The sequence below is a fragment of the Sphingomonas caeni genome (genome assembly GCF_026013415.1).
Taxonomy (GTDB): Bacteria; Pseudomonadota; Alphaproteobacteria; order Sphingomonadales; family Sphingomonadaceae; genus Sphingomonas; species Sphingomonas caeni.
On sequence record NZ_JAPDOK010000005.1, the window covers coordinates 101,359 to 117,520 of the forward strand.

At 66.1% G+C, this 16,162-nt stretch carries 18 protein-coding genes; 6 read left to right on the plus strand and 12 right to left on the minus strand.

Features of this window, described 5'->3' with window-relative positions; all coding sequences use genetic code 11:
• The first annotated feature begins 61 nt into the window (after nucleotides 1–61).
• A complete protein-coding gene (lptF, locus tag OF829_RS13655; protein ID WP_264940636.1) occupies nucleotides 62–1,264 on the plus strand; it encodes an LPS export ABC transporter permease LptF in 1,203 nt (400 codons plus the stop codon).
• Entirely contained in the window at nucleotides 1,261–2,361 is a 1,101-nt protein-coding gene (lptG, locus tag OF829_RS13660) for an LPS export ABC transporter permease LptG (protein WP_264940637.1), read from the plus strand. The genes lptF and lptG overlap by 4 nt, the downstream gene beginning before the upstream one ends.
• Before the next feature lie 9 nt (nucleotides 2,362–2,370).
• Here the strand turns inward: lptG and OF829_RS13665 are convergent, their stop codons facing one another.
• Together OF829_RS13665 and OF829_RS13670 are read right to left on the minus strand one after the other, a co-directional pair.
• Entirely contained in the window at nucleotides 2,371–2,793 is a 423-nt protein-coding gene (locus OF829_RS13665; RefSeq protein WP_264940639.1) for a hypothetical protein, read from the minus strand.
• A gap of 37 nt (nucleotides 2,794–2,830) precedes the next feature.
• Nucleotides 2,831–3,925, minus strand: a complete 1,095-nt coding sequence (locus tag OF829_RS13670; RefSeq protein ID WP_264940870.1) for a fatty acid desaturase family protein — start codon at nucleotides 3,923–3,925, stop codon at nucleotides 2,831–2,833.
• Between the two features lie 148 nt (nucleotides 3,926–4,073).
• Here OF829_RS13670 and OF829_RS13675 point away from each other — a divergent pair, with 148 nt between their 5' ends.
• Nucleotides 4,074–5,231, plus strand: a complete 1,158-nt coding sequence (locus OF829_RS13675; RefSeq protein WP_264940640.1) for a GNAT family N-acetyltransferase — start codon at nucleotides 4,074–4,076, stop codon at nucleotides 5,229–5,231.
• A gap of 295 nt (nucleotides 5,232–5,526) precedes the next feature.
• Here the strand turns inward: OF829_RS13675 and OF829_RS13680 are convergent, their stop codons facing one another.
• Nucleotides 5,527–5,787 carry a hypothetical protein gene (locus OF829_RS13680; RefSeq protein WP_264940641.1) on the minus strand — a complete coding sequence of 87 codons (261 nt, stop codon included), beginning with the start codon at nucleotides 5,785–5,787 and terminating at the stop codon, nucleotides 5,527–5,529.
• A 262-nt stretch (nucleotides 5,788–6,049) separates the two neighbouring features.
• On the opposite strand from OF829_RS13680, the gene OF829_RS13685 reads away from it, so the two are divergent.
• Nucleotides 6,050–6,856 carry a hypothetical protein gene (locus tag OF829_RS13685; RefSeq protein WP_264940642.1) on the plus strand — a complete coding sequence of 269 codons (807 nt, stop codon included), beginning with the start codon at nucleotides 6,050–6,052 and terminating at the stop codon, nucleotides 6,854–6,856.
• A gap of 3 nt (nucleotides 6,857–6,859) precedes the next feature.
• Here the strand turns inward: OF829_RS13685 and xth are convergent, their stop codons facing one another.
• From xth to OF829_RS13715, 6 genes are all read right to left on the minus strand, one after another.
• The gene (gene xth, locus OF829_RS13690; RefSeq protein WP_264940872.1) at nucleotides 6,860–7,636 is read right to left on the minus strand and encodes an exodeoxyribonuclease III; all 777 of its coding nucleotides are present in this window, start codon (nucleotides 7,634–7,636) and stop codon (nucleotides 6,860–6,862) included.
• Entirely contained in the window at nucleotides 7,636–7,977 is a 342-nt protein-coding gene (gene erpA / locus OF829_RS13695; RefSeq protein WP_264940643.1) for an iron-sulfur cluster insertion protein ErpA, read from the minus strand. Before erpA ends, xth begins: the two co-directional genes overlap by 1 nt.
• Before the next feature lie 231 nt (nucleotides 7,978–8,208).
• Nucleotides 8,209–9,402, minus strand: coding sequence for a M23 family metallopeptidase (locus tag OF829_RS13700; protein ID WP_264940644.1), 1,194 nt, complete (start codon nucleotides 9,400–9,402; stop codon nucleotides 8,209–8,211).
• Nucleotides 9,403–9,520: 118 nt separating this feature from the next.
• Nucleotides 9,521–10,315, minus strand: a complete 795-nt coding sequence (locus OF829_RS13705; protein ID WP_264940645.1) for a ferritin-like domain-containing protein — start codon at nucleotides 10,313–10,315, stop codon at nucleotides 9,521–9,523.
• A 145-nt stretch (nucleotides 10,316–10,460) separates the two neighbouring features.
• Nucleotides 10,461–10,934: a peroxiredoxin gene (locus OF829_RS13710; protein ID WP_264940873.1), complete on the minus strand. Its 474-nt coding sequence runs from the start codon at nucleotides 10,932–10,934 to the stop codon at nucleotides 10,461–10,463.
• Nucleotides 10,934–13,624, minus strand: coding sequence for a bifunctional [glutamine synthetase] adenylyltransferase/[glutamine synthetase]-adenylyl-L-tyrosine phosphorylase (locus OF829_RS13715; protein WP_264940646.1), 2,691 nt, complete (start codon nucleotides 13,622–13,624; stop codon nucleotides 10,934–10,936). The genes OF829_RS13710 and OF829_RS13715 overlap by 1 nt, the downstream gene beginning before the upstream one ends.
• Before the next feature lie 126 nt (nucleotides 13,625–13,750).
• On the opposite strand from OF829_RS13715, the gene OF829_RS13720 reads away from it, so the two are divergent.
• The gene (locus OF829_RS13720) at nucleotides 13,751–13,885 is read left to right on the plus strand and encodes a hypothetical protein (protein ID WP_264940648.1); all 135 of its coding nucleotides are present in this window, start codon (nucleotides 13,751–13,753) and stop codon (nucleotides 13,883–13,885) included.
• Between the two features lie 100 nt (nucleotides 13,886–13,985).
• Here OF829_RS13720 and OF829_RS13725 read toward each other — a convergent pair whose 3' ends face one another.
• The 3 genes from OF829_RS13725 to OF829_RS13735 all read right to left on the minus strand — a co-directional run bounded on the left by OF829_RS13725 (nucleotide 13,986) and on the right by OF829_RS13735 (nucleotide 15,776).
• The gene (locus tag OF829_RS13725) at nucleotides 13,986–14,639 is read right to left on the minus strand and encodes a sigma-70 family RNA polymerase sigma factor (RefSeq protein ID WP_264940649.1); all 654 of its coding nucleotides are present in this window, start codon (nucleotides 14,637–14,639) and stop codon (nucleotides 13,986–13,988) included.
• 99 nt (nucleotides 14,640–14,738) lie between these two features.
• Nucleotides 14,739–14,873, minus strand: a complete 135-nt coding sequence (locus OF829_RS13730; protein ID WP_264940650.1) for a hypothetical protein — start codon at nucleotides 14,871–14,873, stop codon at nucleotides 14,739–14,741.
• 99 nt (nucleotides 14,874–14,972) lie between these two features.
• Nucleotides 14,973–15,776 carry a response regulator gene (locus OF829_RS13735; protein WP_264940651.1) on the minus strand — a complete coding sequence of 268 codons (804 nt, stop codon included), beginning with the start codon at nucleotides 15,774–15,776 and terminating at the stop codon, nucleotides 14,973–14,975.
• Between the two features lie 238 nt (nucleotides 15,777–16,014).
• Here OF829_RS13735 and OF829_RS13740 point away from each other — a divergent pair, with 238 nt between their 5' ends.
• Complete coding sequence (locus OF829_RS13740; RefSeq protein WP_264940652.1) at nucleotides 16,015–16,161, plus strand: NepR family anti-sigma factor; 147 nt, start codon at nucleotides 16,015–16,017, stop codon at nucleotides 16,159–16,161.
• The last annotated feature ends 1 nt before the right edge of the window (nucleotide 16,162 follow it).

A 16,162-nucleotide genomic window follows, 5' to 3' on the forward strand; every position in this document is an offset into this window, starting at 1 on the left:
CGCTTACCCTCCGCGGCAGGTCGCCGCCGGCAAGAATGATAAAGGTCACCGCGCGCGCGCCATGAATTCGATCGATCGCTATATGGCGCGGCTGATCGCGGTGCCGCTGATCTCCACCCTGGTGATCTCGGCGATGCTGCTGGTGCTCGACCGCATGCTGCGCCTGTTCGAGTTCGTCGCGACCGAGGGCGGGCCGATCAGCGCGGTGTGGCGGATGCTCGCCAACCTGCTCCCCGAATATCTGGGGCTGGGCATTCCGATCGGGCTGATGCTCGGCATCCTGCTCGCCTTCCGCCGCCTCGCCACCTCGTCCGAACTCGACGTGCTGCGCGCCGTCGGCCTGAGCTACACAAGGCTCCTGCGCGTGCCCTTCATGTACGCCGTCGCGCTGGCGCTGCTGAACCTCGCCATTGTCGGCTTCCTCCAGCCCTGGGCGCGCTACAATTACGAGCAATTGCGCTTCGAGCTGCGCACCGGCGCGCTCGGCGCCTCGATCAAGGTCGGCGAGTTCACCAATTTCGGCGACCGCATGACGCTGCGCATCGAGGACAGCCGAAACAGCGGGCGCGAGCTCTCCGGCATCTTCGTCCATATGACGACCAAGGACGGCTGGTATTCGGTCTCGGCGCAGCGCGGCACCTTCCTGCGCACCGACAATCCCGACGAGATCATCTTCCAGCTGACCAACGGCACGCTGATCCAGAAGAGCAAGGATTCGCCCGTTCCCCGGGTGCTGACCTTCAGCACGCATAACCTGCCGATTCCGCTACCCAAATATGAGCCGTTCCGGGTTCGGGGAGGCCGCAACCTCGAGCTGACCCTGCCCGAACTCGCCCGAATAGGGGGAGACCGCGCGCAGAAGCCCGAATTGCGCATCACCAGCCGCGCGGCGTTCCATTACCGCATCGTCGAGATCGCCTCGATGTTCCTGCTGCCCCTCCTCGCGGCGGCGCTGGGGATTCCGCCGAAGCGATCGACCTCGGCGCTGGGCGTATTCCTGTCGATCGTGATGATCGTGACCTATCACAAGATCAACGAGTACGGCCAATCGATTGGCAGCCTCGGCAAGATCGATCCGATCATCGCGATGTGGGTGCCCTTCGCGATCTTCGCGGGGCTCGTCTTCTGGATGTACCATCAGGTCGCCAATGTCCCCGGCGGGCAGCCGATCGGGGCGCTGGAGAAATGGTTCTCGAAGGCGGTCAAGGCCGTGGCGAGCCTCATCCCCGGGCTCAAGCGCAAGCGCGCCGAGGACGTGGCATGAACCTGCTGGCATTCTTCCCGTCCCGGACGATCTCGCTCTACATGGGCAAGATGTTCATCATCCGCACCTTCGCGGTGCTCGCGACCTTCATGGTCGTGCTCCAGTCGCTTGACCTGCTCAGCGAATCGGGCAAGATCCTGGCGATTCCGGGCAACGGCGATGCCGAGATATGGCAATATGTCGGGCTGCGGCTGCCGCAGATCGTGCAGACCTTCCTGCCCTTTTCGGTGCTGATGGGGACGATCATCACCCTTTCGCAGCTCAACCAGAACAGCGAGGTGATCTCGCTCAAGGCGTCGGGACTGTCGGCGCACCAGGTGCTCGCGCCCTTGGTTGTGGCCGGGTTCGCGGTCGCGGCGATCTCGTTCACCTTCAACGAGCGGATCGTCGCGCGCGCGACCGCGTCGCTCGACGCATGGAAGAAGGCCGAATACCGCCACGTCCCCACCGATAACGGCAATCGCCGCAACGTCTGGGTGCGCACCGGCGACAATCTGATCGAGGTCGAACTGATCAGCGGGCGCGGCAATGCCGCGGTGCTCGACGGCGTGACCGTGCACGAGCGCGACAATCAGCAGCGGCTCGTCTCGATCGTCACCGGCGTGCGCGGAACGCGCGAGGGCCAGGGCTGGCGGGTGACGGGCGCGCGGCGCTTCGACGTGGCGAGCGGCAAGCAGGTCGATCTGGGCACCGCGCATATCGGCGACGGGGTGCGGCCCGATCAGTTCACCCTGGCCAAGGTCGATGCCGATGGGCTCGATTTCTTCGCGCTGGCGCAGGCGATCGACGATCTGAAGGAGGCGGGCCGGCCGACCAAGGCGCTCGAGGGGTCGCTGTGGCACAAGCTGGCGGCGCCGCTCTCCTCCATCCTGATGCCCCTGCTCGGATCGGTCGCGGCATTCGGGCTGGCGCGATCGGGCAAGCTCTTCATCCGCGCGGTGATCGGGATGGCCCTGGGCTTCCTCTATTTCGTCGCGGACAATTTCGCGCTGGCGATGGGCAATCTGGGCGCCTACCCGCCCTGGCTCGCCGCGGGGGGGCCGTTCCTGCTGTTCCTCGCGATCGGCGAGGCGGTGCTGATCCGGACCGAGGAGTAGCGGTCCTGCTCAGCAAGTGACGGCTGGTTCCACGGCATTATCGATGGTCCCGGCGAAGGTGAACGAGCAGCTCGCCTCGATGGGCAGAGTCTTGTCCCCTTCAATGTAGAAGACGTTGAGCTTGTCGCATCCGGCGTCCTGCAGATCCGGGAAATCGTCGATGCTGGCGACCCAGTGCACGCCAGGCTTCTTGCCAACGACATAGCTGCCGAACACCACGCGCTTGCCGGGCAGATTGAAGTTCAGCAGACGCTTCTGGTCGGCGTCGCCCGCGAAGGCGTAGTAGCGCTCATAGCATTTGAGATTGCCCGCGCCCTTGGGCAGCACTACGCGCGCCTCGATATCGGCGGCGATGGCGTTCTGCTCGGCGGTCGGCTGCGAACAGCCCCCGGAGCAACCGGCGAGCAGCAAAACGGCAAGACGCAAACGCATGTGACATTATATCACGCGCCCGGCACGCGGGCAATGCTCAGCGCGGCAACATCGTGCTCCGCGCAAGGCGGCCGACCAAGCCCGGCAGCCCCGTGTAATTGCCCTTGTGATAGGGCGAGTCCGCATCGAGCGTGGCGATCAGCTTGCGGTGCGCGGCGCCGAGATTGTGGTACGGCACGCTCGGCAGCAGGTGATGCAGCGCATGGTAGCGCAGCCCCACCGGCGCCCAGAGCGCGGGCAGCAGCGCAGGCGGGGGCACGTTGACGCTGTCGAGATATTGCGCGGTCACCGTCATCGGCTCGCCTTCATTCTCCCAGAGATGCGCGACAAGGGTGCGGATCTGGTTGATCACGGTGGTGACCGAGACCACGCCGAGGAAGATCAGGAACGCCTTGAGCGGGATCGTGCCGGTCGCGAGCAGCGCGATCAGCGTGATCGCCCAGAGGCTCGCGCCCGCCTCCATCGCCAGCCATTCGGTGCGGAAACGCCCCTCGGGCATACGGCGGCGGTAGGCGGGGTTGATGACGAGGCCCGAATAGCGCTCGATCACTGCCTTGCGCAGCGGCGGGATGACCAGCGAGAGCGGCGTCAGCACGCCATAGCGGATCAGCAGGCCGATCGGGGCGAGCACCGCGACGAGCACGAACATCGGCAGCGTCCAGGGCTTCATCAGCGCGAGCGGGAGATATTCGGGGTCCTCGATCGTGCCGTATTTCGTCCGGGCATGGTGATGGACATGGACGTCCTCGTACATGAACGAGGGCACCATCAGCGGGATACCGACGAGAAGGTTCCAGCCGATACGGAAGCCCGGGACATTGCCCGGCTTCATGTGCGAAATCTCGTGGATGAAGCTCACCGCGCGATACAAAGCGAGCGCCGCGACCAGGCCGGCGGCCAGCTCAACCGCCAGGTTCTGCGAGACGATCGTCAACGCCAGCGCGCCATAGCCGACGATCACCGAGGCGAGCAGATCGGCCCAATAGACGCCCGGCCGATGCGCGGCGAGATCGCGCGCCATCTCGGCCGCGACGCGTAGCATCGCCTTGTCGTCGGCGATCTTTTCGGCGCGACGGGCAGCACCAGGCGCGCCTTCGGCATCGCGCCGTTCAAGAGCAATTGTGCTTTGCATCATTTTTCCTTGCACACAGATAGTGGCTAGATGGTGGCATTTCGAGGTGCGCCGCCATCCGCAATCCCCCTTAGGAACAGCTTGACAGGATGCCGCCCAGGCGGGACTTCACCACCCGCACACCGTCCGCCAGAAAGGCGCGCCACCCATGTCTTCCCTCGCCATCCGCCCGATCTCGCATTCGTCAAAGGGCGACATCAAGAAGTTCATCGACCTCGCCTATCGCCTCAATGCGCGCGACCCGAACTGGGTGCCGCCGCTCAAGAGTGACGTCGCCTCGACGATCGATCCCAAGAAGAATGGCTGGTTCAGCCATGCCGAGGGGCAGCTGTTCCTCGCCGAGCGGGGCGGGCGGCCGGTGGGGCGGATCAGCGCGCATATCGACTTCCTCGCGCTCGAACAGCCGCCCGAACAGGGCTTCGGCCCCGGCACGGGCTTCTGGGGCTTTTTCGAAGCCGAGGACGAGAATGTCGCCAAGGCGCTGGTCAACGCCGCCGAGCAATGGCTGCGCAACAAGGGGATGACCCGCGCGCTCGGGCCGGTGAGCCTGTCGATCTGGGAAGAGCCCGGGCTGCTGGTGAAGGGCCACGACCATCCGCCGATGGTGCTGATGGGGCATCATCTGCCCGAATATCAGGGCTGGATCGAGGCGATGGGCTATGGCGTGATCAAGAAGCTCTACACCTATGACCTGAACGTCGCGAAGCCCTTCCCCGAGCTGATCCAGCGCATCGTCGCGATGGGCGAGCGCAATCCCAAGATCCATGTCCGCGAGGTCGACAAGAGCCAGTTCGCGCGCGAGGCCAAGATCATCGTCGATATCCTCAACGATGCGTGGAGCGACAATTGGGGCTTCGTGCCGCTGACCCAGCCCGAGCTCGACGATGTCAGCACCAAGCTCAAGCCGCTCGTCTATACCGAGATGATCCGCATCGCCGAATATGAGGGCGAGCCGGTCGCCTTCATGATCGCGCTGCCCGATCTCAACGACGCGCTGATGCCGCTCAAGGGCAATCTCTTCCCCTTCGGTTGGCTCAAGCTGCTGCTATGGCTGCGCAGGCCCAAGACCAAGGGCGCGCGCGTGCCGCTGATGGGGGTGGTGAAGCGGCTCCAGGGATCGCGGCTGGCGAGCCAGCTGGCCTTCATGATGATCGAATATATCCGCGCGGCCTCGGTCGACGAATATGGTGCGCAGCGCGGCGAAGTGGGCTGGGTGCTGGAGGATAACCAGGGAATGGTCGCGATCGCCGATGCGATCGAGAGCAAGGTGAACCGGCAGTACAACATCTATGAGAAGGGGCTTTAGGGACGCCTGAAATCCTCCCCCGGAGGGGGAGGTGGCAGCGCGCAGCGCTGACGGAGGGGTAGTTGCCCCAAACGCCGTCGTTCGCCTGTGGAAACTACCCCTCCACCAGCCTTCGCTAAAGCTACGGCCGGTCCCCCTCCCCCTCCGGGGGAGGATTTAACGCAAAAACGGCGCCGCCTCGCTCCGCCTCCCAGCCAGAGCGAACCGGCGCCGTCCATCGGCGTTGGCCGATCACTTGAACCTGGACGCCGGTCCGCGGCGCGAACGCGACTGGCGCCGCGGACCGGGTTGGGGCTCAGCGTTGGGCGAGCGGATCGAAACCGTCTTCGGCGATCCAGTCCGCGCGGGTCTTGCACACGGTGCGGGGCACGCGGCTGCCGGTGACGTCGTCCTTGATGCAATATTTCTGCGCGGGCTTGGGGGCGACGCGCTCCTGCTTGGCGGGCGCATCGGTGGTGGGATCGCGCGTGGCGGCGGCGGCCGGAATGGCGGAGGTCGCGATCAGCGCGATCGCGGCGGCGACGGCGGCAGCGCCGCTGGCCCGGAAATTCTTCATACCCTGATACTCCTCTGCTTCCTGACTAGGGGCAGGCTTTCACCCGCCCCTTTTCGATTGCATCGAGCGTGCCAGTTTCATGAATCCATTTATTTCAATAGCTTATGATCAGTAGCGGAACGAGACGAGTGCTATAGTGTAGTAATACACACCAAGTGTTGGCATATGTTGCGAAACGCAATATCGAGCAGATTGGGACGAGTGGGTGCCCAAGAGGCCCTGTTGATGTAGCATGACGGCCCGGGGGAATGGGGCTTTACGAATGCAGGGTGGAATCGCGCAAACCATCGGACTGGTGCTGGCTGTCAACGCCCGCCTGCGCGGGATCGCCCTTCCCCGCTGGCCTGAAGGCTCCGCCTATGTTTTCTGCAATGAGGTGCGTTTCGAGGGGCGCAAGGACAGGCGTCTTTTCGGCCTCGGAAGGCCGCTTACCATCGGCGATCCCAATCAATGGCTGGAAACCTTGCCTGCCGGGACGCAAAGGGCGCAGCTCACCCTACTTCCGCGAAACGATCCCAACATCTCGGATCGGGAAAGTGTCGGCTTCACCGGAGGCGGACCCGTGTGCCTGGCCTCGATCATCGGGACCGAGGCCGAATCCTCGTATGGCGGGTGGGAGGTTACGCGCGAGAATGATCCCGAACGCCGGATATGGTCGGTGATCTATCGGAACGTTCCGGTAGCCATCCCGGATATCCCTACCCGATCGGACGGGAGCGTGCGCGACAGGCTTCAGGCCGCGATCGAGGATGCGGCGCAATTCAGCGACGACCATGGGATGGGATTTACCGAAACCCTGCAAACCGCTCGCGCGGCGCTGGACGGCCCTGACCCGCTTGCCGGCTTCTATTTCGCCGACATGATCCCCGAGGCGCTGATGCCGCTGACCTGGCGTCAGCTCTTCGCATGCGCCGGCAAGGCTTGGGTCTTCGGCGGGATGGGGTCGTGGAACGATGTCTGGTTCGAAGGCGAAGACCAGGCACGCTACCAGGCGCTGAGCGACGCGTTGTTCTCGGCGGTCATCGACACGCTGGCAATTGCTACCAATGCGAGCGCCCCCGCCCGATAGGGATCAGCGCAGCGTCACCCAGGTGGGCGCATGGTCGCTGGCCTTTTCGCGGCCGCGATAATCCTTGTCGACCCCGGCGCCGGTCATGCGGTCGGCGGCGATCGGGCTGAGGAGGAGGTGATCGATGCGGAAGCCCGCGTCGCGCTGCCACGCGCCCGCCTGATAGTCCCAGAAGGTCCAGACGCCGCCCGCGGGGAAGCGCGTGCGCAAGGCATCGGTCCAGCCCTGGGCGACCAGCGACCGGTAACGCTGGCGGCTCTCGGGCTGCATCAGCGCGTCCTCGGCCATGGCACGGACCGAGAAGACATCGTCGTCATTGGGGATGACGTTGTAATCGCCCGCGAGCACCACCGTCCGCTCCTCGGCGAGCAGGTCCCGGGCGCGGTCGGCGAGGCGCTCCATCCATTTGAGCTTGAAATCGAATTTCGGCCCCGGCTGCGGATTGCCGTTGGGGAGATAGATGGAGGCGACGATCAGGTCGCCGATCTCGCATTCGACATAGCGGCTATGCTCGTCCTCGGGATCGCCCGCGAGGCCCTTTTGCCGCTCGATGGGCTGTGCCCCACGCGCAAGCACCGCGACGCCGTTGAAGCCCTTCTGCCCGTGCCAGACGCCGCCATAGCCCGCGGCCTCGATCTCCTTGAGCGGCAGCGTCTCGTCCGAGGATTTGAGCTCCTGGAGACAGACGATGTCGGGCTTTTGCTCGTTCAGATATTCGACGAGACGCTCGAGACGCGCCTTGATGCCGTTGACGTTGTAGGTGACGATTTTGGGCAAGATCAGACCGAGAAGCTGGTGCCGCAGCCGCAGCCCGAGGCTGCGTTGGGATTTTGCACGGTGAAATGGGCGCCGCCGAGATTGTCGATGAAATCGACACTGCAGCCGCGGACGAGATCGAGGCTGATATCGTCAACGACGAGCTTCACGCCGTCGGTCTCCGCGATGCTGTCCTCCGCGGCGACGCTGTCCGCGAAGCCGAACTTGTACTGGAAGCCCGAACAGCCGCCGCCCTCGACCGAAAGGCGCAGGATCGCGGGCTTGCCGGTCTTGGCCGCAATGGCAGCCACACGCGCCGCGGCGGCTTGGGTGAGGCTGATTTCGGGCTGGAGCGCGGTGGCCATGAAGGGGAGATAGTGGGGCCGAGGGGTGAGGGCAACCGGCCCTCTCTTCTCCCCTCCCTGCAAGGGAGGGGTCGGGGGTGGGTGCGCGGCCCGCAGGGTCGCGATGTATTCGGCTGGAGGAGGCTCGCTACGCTCGCAACCCACCCCCAGCCCCTCCCTTGCAGGGAGGGGAGCAAAAAGAGAAAGGGGGCCGCCTTAGTAGGCAGCCCCTCTCCTCTCCGACTCTGAAACTCAGTTGGCCGTCGCGGGTCCGCCCTGCGCGCCGGTCTGGCGGTCCTGGATCTGGACGAGATAGTCGCCGCTCTGCAGGAAGGGGATCGGGTTGACCGCCTTGCCGTCGACGCGGACCTCGTAATGGAGGTGGCTGCCGGTCGAGCGGCCGGTCGAGCCCATCAGGCCGATCAGCTGGCCGCGCTTCACCCGGGTATTCTCGGGAACCAGGATCTTCGAGAGATGGCCGTAGCGGGTCTGGATGCCGCGGCCGTGATCGATCTGGATCATGTTGCCATAGCCGCCCTGGCGGCCCGCATGGCTGACCACGCCGTCGGCGGTCGCATAGATCGGGGTGCCGATCGCGCCGGGGATATCGACGCCGGCGTGCATCGCAGCGGTGCCGCGGAACGGATCCGAGCGGACGCCGAAGGTGCTGGTGAACTGGATATTGTCGACCGGCTGCATCGACGGGATCGAGACCACGGTCTGCTCGAGATTGTCGAGCCGCTGCCAGGTGACGAAGAGCGAGCGGAACTGGGCGTCGGCCTCGGCGGTGCTGCCCGCCTCGTCATTGTCGTCGGCGGCTTCATAGGGACCGCCCATGCCGCCCTCGACGACGCCTGCGCCGACATAACGCTCGGGGCTGAGACCCAGGCGGCGGATCTGCGCGGCGGTCTGTTCGTAGCGGGCCTCGGCGGCGGCGCGGGCCTGGCCGGCCATCGCGACCTGGCGCGCCTCGAGGCGGCGGAGCGGCTCGATCACTTCGTCGGTGATCGCGCTGGTCTTGTCGTTGATGGCGGGGATCGGCTGATTGATCTTGGCGCGATCGACGGCACCGCCCATCGCGGCCTGGATTGTCGCCTGCTGCTTTTCGACGCGCGCGGCGTGGATACGGGCGGCTTCCTTGGCGGCGAGCACATCGCTGTGCATCTGATCGACCTGCTGGCGCATCGCGGCCATCTGGGCCTCGGGCGAGCTGTCCTTGCCGGCGACGCCGGTGACGACCACGGCGCCCATCGCGGCCTGGACGACGCCATAGCCCGAAAAGGCGACGGTGAGCGCAGCGACGCACGCGACGACGGCCTGGGTGCGGCCCGCGACGCTGAAGCGGCGCAGGTCACGGCCGTCATGGAAGATAAAATCGCGGTCAGTGAAAAATTTGCGGAACCGGGCGCCCAGCGTCGCGTTCTTGGTGTTCGAAGCGTTAGCCATGAATCCCCGGCAAAACCAAAAAGACGCCCACCGGGGAAGCCCCGGCGCTTGCCTTTACCTAATGTCCCGACAGCAGCCCCTCCGCGCCGTGACGCGTGATGATGTGTGACTTAACTTGTCAGGACTCGGCAAGGGCTTGGTAATAATCCCGCGTCAGACCGGCTGAGTCGCGCGCCGAGTCGTTGAACGGCGGCTTAATCATTCCCCGGAAATAGCGATTCACGAGCGCCCCCCAGGTGGTTTCGGGTTCGAAACTGTCGCGTGCACAGGCCGATTCGAACCAAAATGTCCCGGCGCGGACGTGCTGCACCTCGTCCTTCAGAATTCGTGTGAGGATCGAAACGGTCGTGCCATCCTTCGCCGCCGCGAAGCGCTCGATCGTGATCGGGGTGATGTCGAGCCCGCGGGCCTCGAGCACCATCGGGACGACCGCCAATCGGGCGAGCACATCGTGCGCGGTCGCGGCGGCGGCGTCCCACAGGCCGTCATGCGCGGGCATCGCGCCATAATGGCTGCCGAGCTGGCGCAGGCGCCGGTCGAGCAACGCGAAATGCATTGCCTCGTCGGCGCCGACCTTGAGCCAATCGTCGACGAACGCGCGCGGGAACTGGTCCCCGAATCGGCCTGCCATGTCGAAGGCCAGGTCGATCGCGGCGAATTCGATATGCGCGAGCGCGTGTATGAGGGCGATGCGGCCGCGCTCGGAGCCACCCTTGCCGCGCTTGGGCATGCGGTTGGGAGGCAGCAGCTCGGGCGCGGCCGGACGCGCGGGGCGATCGGGCATGGAGGTGTCGAAGACATGGGCGAGGCGGCCGAGGCGCCAGTCGCGCGCAGCGGCGCGGGCGGCCATGACCTTGGCGCGGGGGTCCGGGGTCTTCAGGACCTGGCGGCAGGCGGTGGCAATCGAGTGCATCAAATCCTCCCCGGAACGGGGAGGGGGACCAGCCGCAGGCTGGTGGAGGGGGCCCACCATCCGCGAGCGCCTCGCCTGAGGTTAGATGGGCCCCCTCCACCACCGCCTTCGGCGGCGGTCCCCCTCCCCGTTCCGGGGAGGAGTTTCATGCCGCGATCATCGCCCGAACCGATTCGAGCACGTCCACCGCATGCCCCGGTACCTTCACCCGCCGCCAACTGCGGAACAGCTTGCCGTCCGAATTGAACAGGAAGGTCGAACGGTCGATGCCCATATATTTCTTGCCGTAGAGCTGCTTCTCGACCCAGACGCCGAACGCCTCCATCGCCTTGTCGTCGGTGTCGGTCGCGAGCGGCACCGTGAGGTCGTATTTCGAGACGAATTTCTGGTGCTTGATCGGGCTGTCCTTCGACACGCCGAGCACCGAGGCACCCAGCGCCTCGAATTCGGGGAGGAGCGCGGAGAAATCCTGCGCCTCGCGGGTGCAGCCCGACGTGTCGTCCTTGGGATAGAAATAGAGGACGAAGGGACGGCCGATCTGGTCGCGCAGGGCAAGGCTGCCGCCCGCCGGGGTTGCCAGCTCGATCGCCGGGATCTTGTCGCCTTCCTCGATCGCCATCACTTCGCCTTCCGCTTGATCGCGCCCCAGCACGCCGAAACCTCCTGCCGCGTGCGCTCCAGTTCGGCAAGCACTGCGTCCCAATCCCTGACCCCGACGGCGCGGGCGACGAGCGGGCGGGTAGCTTCGGCGGGCGGCTGGCTGTCGGGGGCGACGAGACGGAGGGTGACGAGCAGCCGTCCCTGAAAATCATAGGCGGCGCGCATCCCCGGCGCGAGGAGCTTCGCCGCCGTCAGCGCATCGATCGCGGGCCCCAGCCGGGCGTCGAAGCCGGTACGGTGCGCCAGCTGGAGCGTGTGAATCGCGAATTCGAGATCGACGAGGCCGCCCGGCAACAGCTTGGCGTCGAGCGGACCCTTGGGCGGTTTGTGCGCCGCCATCTCGGCGCGCATCTTCGCGGCTTCGGAAATGACGTCGCGCTCGGGCCGCCTGCCGGCCAGCACACCGTTCACCACCGCGCACACCGCATCGCGCGCCGCCTGCGATCCGAACACCGGCCGGGCGCGGGTGAGCGCCATATGCTCCCAGGTCCAGGCATCCTTTTCCTGATATTGGCGGAATCCTTCCAGGCTCACCACGAGCGGCCCCTGCGCGCCCGAAGGGCGGAGGCGGACGTCGACATCGTAGAGCGGGCCCGAGGCGGTGGGCGCGGAGAGCGCGCCGGTCACGCGCTGAGCGAGGCGGTTGTAATAGGTGACCGCGCCCAGCGGCTTGGCGCCGTCGCTCTCGGCCGCATAATCGCCGGTGAAGAGATAGACGAGGTCGAGGTCCGAGGCGTGGGTGAGCGCCTGCCCGCCCAGCCGGCCGAGCGCGAGGATGACGAGCTCGCTATCGGGCACGCGGCCGTGCGCGCGCTCGAATTCCTCGATCGTGGCGGTGGCGAGCACCTCGATCGCGGCGTCGGCGACGCGGGCGTAACCGGCGGAGACTTCGAGCGGGTCGGATGCGCCGGCGACGATCTGGGCGCCGAGCGCAAAGCGCTTCTCCCCGACCAGGCGGCGGACATGGTCGAGCTGCCACTGATAGTCGCCGCCGCGCTCGCGTTCGCGCATCTCGGCGACCAGCTCGGGGACCTCGGGCATCGGCTTGAGCGCGCTGGCGTCGATCAGCCCGTCGAGCAGCTCGGCGCGTCGGGCGAGCTGGTCTGCGAGCGTCGGCGCATGGCACAGGATCATGCTCATCAGCCGGGCGAGCGCGGGCTGGGCCTCGAGCAGACGGAAGAAGTTGATCGCGCTCGGGAGGCGCGCGAGCATCGCGTCGAAGCGGTTGAGCGCATGAGCGGGATCGGCGGCACCGGCAAAGGCCTGGATCAGCCCCGGCAGCACCGCTTCGAGCGCGTCGCGCGCGGCCGGGGTGCGGAGCGCGGGGTAATTGCCCCCTCCCCGCCAGCCCTCGATCAGGCGGAGCGCGTTGGCGGTATCGGGGAAACCGGCTTCGGCCAGCTGGCGTTCGAGCACGGGGGCATCGCCCGCGAGGCGCGGCTCGGCATCGCTCGCCAGCCCGTCATAGATCCGCCCGACGCGCTCGACATGCGGGCGCAGGCTCTCGATCAGCGCGGCGCCGTCCCCTGCCCCATGCAACGCGGCGACGCGCTCGAGCGCCTCCGGATCGGCCGGCAGCGAATGGGTCTGGCGGTCGTCGACCATCTGGAGCCGGTGCTCGATCGTACGCAACTGGGTATAGGCGGCGGCGAGCGTGCCGGCCTCGTATCCGTCGATCCGGCCCGCATTGGCCAGCGCCGCCAGCGCGTCGCGGGTGGCGGGCACACGCAGCGCCGGATCGCGGCCGCCATGGATCAGCTGGTGGATCTGCGCGAAGAATTCGACCTCGCGGATGCCGCCCCTGCCCCGCTTGAGATCATAGCCGGGGCCGAACGCCTGGCCCTGGGCATGGTGATCGCGGATGCGGCGGCTGATGTCGCGGATCTCGCGGATCGTGCCGTAATCGAGCCCGCGGCGCCACACGAAGGGGCGGATCGCGTCGAGGAAGTCGCCACCCAGCCCCGCGTCGCCGCCGCAGAAGCGCGCGCGGATGAAGGCCGCGCGCTCCCAGGGCAGCGCCTGCGATTCATAATAGGAGATGGCGGCTTCGACCGGCAGCACGATCGGAGTGACCTCGGGCGAGGGGCGCAGGCGAAGATCGACGCGGAAGACATAGCCGTCGGCGTCGCGCGCCTGGAGCAGCTCGATCATGCGCTTGCCGATGCGAACCGCAGCTTCGCTGGCATCCTCGCGCGGGCGCACCGGGAGCGTGGCGGGATCGAAGATCAGGATCGGATCGACGTCCGACGAATAGTTGAGCTCGCGGCTGCCGAGCTTGCCGAGCGCGATGGCGGCAAAGCCGCGCGGTTCCTCGCCGGGGGTGCGCTCGGCGATGGCTGCGGCGATGGCGCGGCCGATCGCCTCGTCGGCAAAATCGCTGAGCGTGTTGGTGACCCGGGTAAGGTCGTACGAGCCCGAAAGATCGCCGAGCGCCACCAGCAGCGCGAGCCGGCGCCGTTCGAGCCGCAGCCGGCGCCCTTCGGGCATATCGTCCGCGATCCGCGCCGCCGCGATCGGATCGACGAGTGCCTGGGGCAGCCCTGCGACGAGTTCCGCCTCGCGCTCGATCAGGTGCGCAAGAAACGGCGCGTGGGCCTGGGCGCGTTCGATGGCTTCTTTCAGTGATTCCGAAGAGAAACGGTGCGGCATTACCCTGTAAGTCTCTGAATTGTTTCAGGGGCGTCGTGTAACGAAACAAATGTGAAGATAAACCGTTTTAGGCGCATGACACGCCCGGATTCCTCCTCTGCAACTACCGTTCTGCCCGCCTATCAGGTGCAAGCGCCCCGCGCGAGCGACGCGATCGGCCTGGCGCTGCGCGACGCTTATGAGCGCGACTATGGGCTGCCCGATGATATGACGAAGCTGCTGCGTCGGCTGAACGGCGCGGATACGCGTAGCGTTTGCTGATTTTCAAATAACGTCATCCCCGCGAAAGCCGGGACCCAGGGTTACAGGCGTTATCGCTCGCGGCTCTGGGTCCCGGCTTTCGCCGGGATGACGGATTGACTCACCGATCCCGGCTGAGTTCGTCCACTTCGCCCATGATCGTGTCGAGCGTGCTCTTGCCGCCGGGATTGGGCGGGGCAAGGCGGCGCGAGGTGAGCTGGCCTTCGCTCAGCAGCGCCTCGAGCGCGACGCGGCCGCGGGCGACGCGGCTCTTGATCGTGCCGACCGCGACGCCGCAGATCTCCGCCGCTTCCTCATAGGCAAAACCGCCCGCGCCGACGAGGATCAGCGCCTCGCGCTGCGGCTGCGGCAAATGCATCAGCGCGCGCTGCATGTCCGCCAGCTCGACATGCCGGTCCTGGCTCGCGGGCGCGGCGAGGATGCGGTCGGCGACGAGATCATCCCATTCGCCCTTGAAGCGCGCGCGGCGCATCTGGCTGAGATACAGGTTGCGCAGGATGATGAAGGTCCAGGCACGCATATTGGTGCCCGCCTGGAAGCGCTTGCGCGCCGCCCAGGCCTTGAGGAGCGTTTCCTGCACCAGATCGTCGGCAGTGTCGCGGTTGCCCGAGAGCGAGCGGCCGAACGCGCGAAGATGCGGGATCACCAGGGCGAGCTGCTGCTTGAACTCCGGATCGGAGAGCGAGACATGCTCGGGGACCGGCGAATCCGATGCGCCTTCGGCGGCGTCTTGATCGTTCACGGACTCAGTCATTCGATCCCGTTCTTTTGGGCCCGCGCGAAAGCGGTACGGTTTGGAGATAGGCCGCACGGAGGCGCTTGCCAATTGCATGGGTCAGCGTCCCGCTCGCCTTCAGGAATAGAGGATGACGGCGAAAGCGATGATGACGAGCAGCATGCCGAATCCCAGCACGTAGCGCGTCATATGCGGGGTGGCACCGGCTCGAGCCCGTTCGGCGTCGATATGGATTTCGTCGTTCTCAGCCATGCTGACCTAAACCCACGAGAACCGTTTTGGGTCCGTATCAGATGGAACTCAAAAGCCTTTCCTGACGGACTTTGGCGATTTCCCGTGGGATTTTAGCGGTCAGCCGCCCACGGGAACGGTCGCCTGATCGAAGAACAGGGCCTGGGCGATCGTGGTCTTCACCGTCTCGCGCTGGAAGGGCTTGGTGATCAGGAAGGTCGGCTCGGGCCGCTCGCCGGTGAGCAGCCGTTCGGGGAAGGCAGTGATGAAGATCACCGGCACGCTGAACTCGGCGAGGATGTCCTTCACCGCGTCGATGCCCGACGAATCGTCGGCGAGCTGGATATCGGCGAGGACGAGGCCAGGGCGCTCTTCCATCGCCAGCGCGACGGCCTCGTCGCGCGTGACGGCGACGCCGGTGACCTCATGGCCCATGTCGCGGACGATCGATTCGAGGTCCATCGCGATCAGCGGCTCGTCCTCGATCACCAGAACCCGGGTGCGCGTCTGCGATTCGATCTCGGCGATCGCTTCGTCAACCAGATCGGAGACCTCGCTCTGCTCCTTGCGGATCAGGAAGGCGACATCCTCGATGCTGAACCCCTCCATCGCGGTGAGCAGCAGCGCCTGGCGCGAGAGCGGCGCGAGCTTGGCGAGGCGGCGGCGGGCGATTGCCTCGGGCTCGCTCGCATTGTCGGTGCCGGCGTCGCTCTCTTCGAGGTGCGTGGTCTGCCAGATCGCCTGGAAGGTGCGGTACAGCCCGAGGCGCGGCTCGATATCGCGCGGGAATTCCTCCGGCGCCGCGACGATCGCCTCGAGCGAGGCGCGGACATAGCGGTCACCCTCGGCCTGGCTGCCGGTAAGGGCGCGGGCATAGCGGCGAAGGAACGGAAGGTGCGGCGCGAGTTGCTGACCAAGCGACATAAGCGATTGTTTCTCCCTCGGAACGTTCCGGCTTTTCGCGCCGGTGCCCCGCGATTGCAAAGTGTTTTATGCGTCCCGTGGGAGCCCCTCCCAGAAATCGCATCGCCTGTGGAACAAACGAGGGCGTCTTTAGTTTCATCCAACTCAGCCGTATCTTCGGCTAGTGCCCCGCCGGATGCTTGCGTCCGGCGGCGTTGGTTTATACTCCGGGGGAATGGTGCGTTCCGCGAATGATCCAATGACGAAAACGCCGAAAAACAAAGGCGGAACAAACGGCGAGCTTACCGGCAAGGCGGTGGGCGACGCGCTGCGCGAGGCCTATGACGAGGCGATCGGCGAGGCGATCCCGGACGAGTTGCTCGACCTGCTGAAGAAGCTCGACTAAT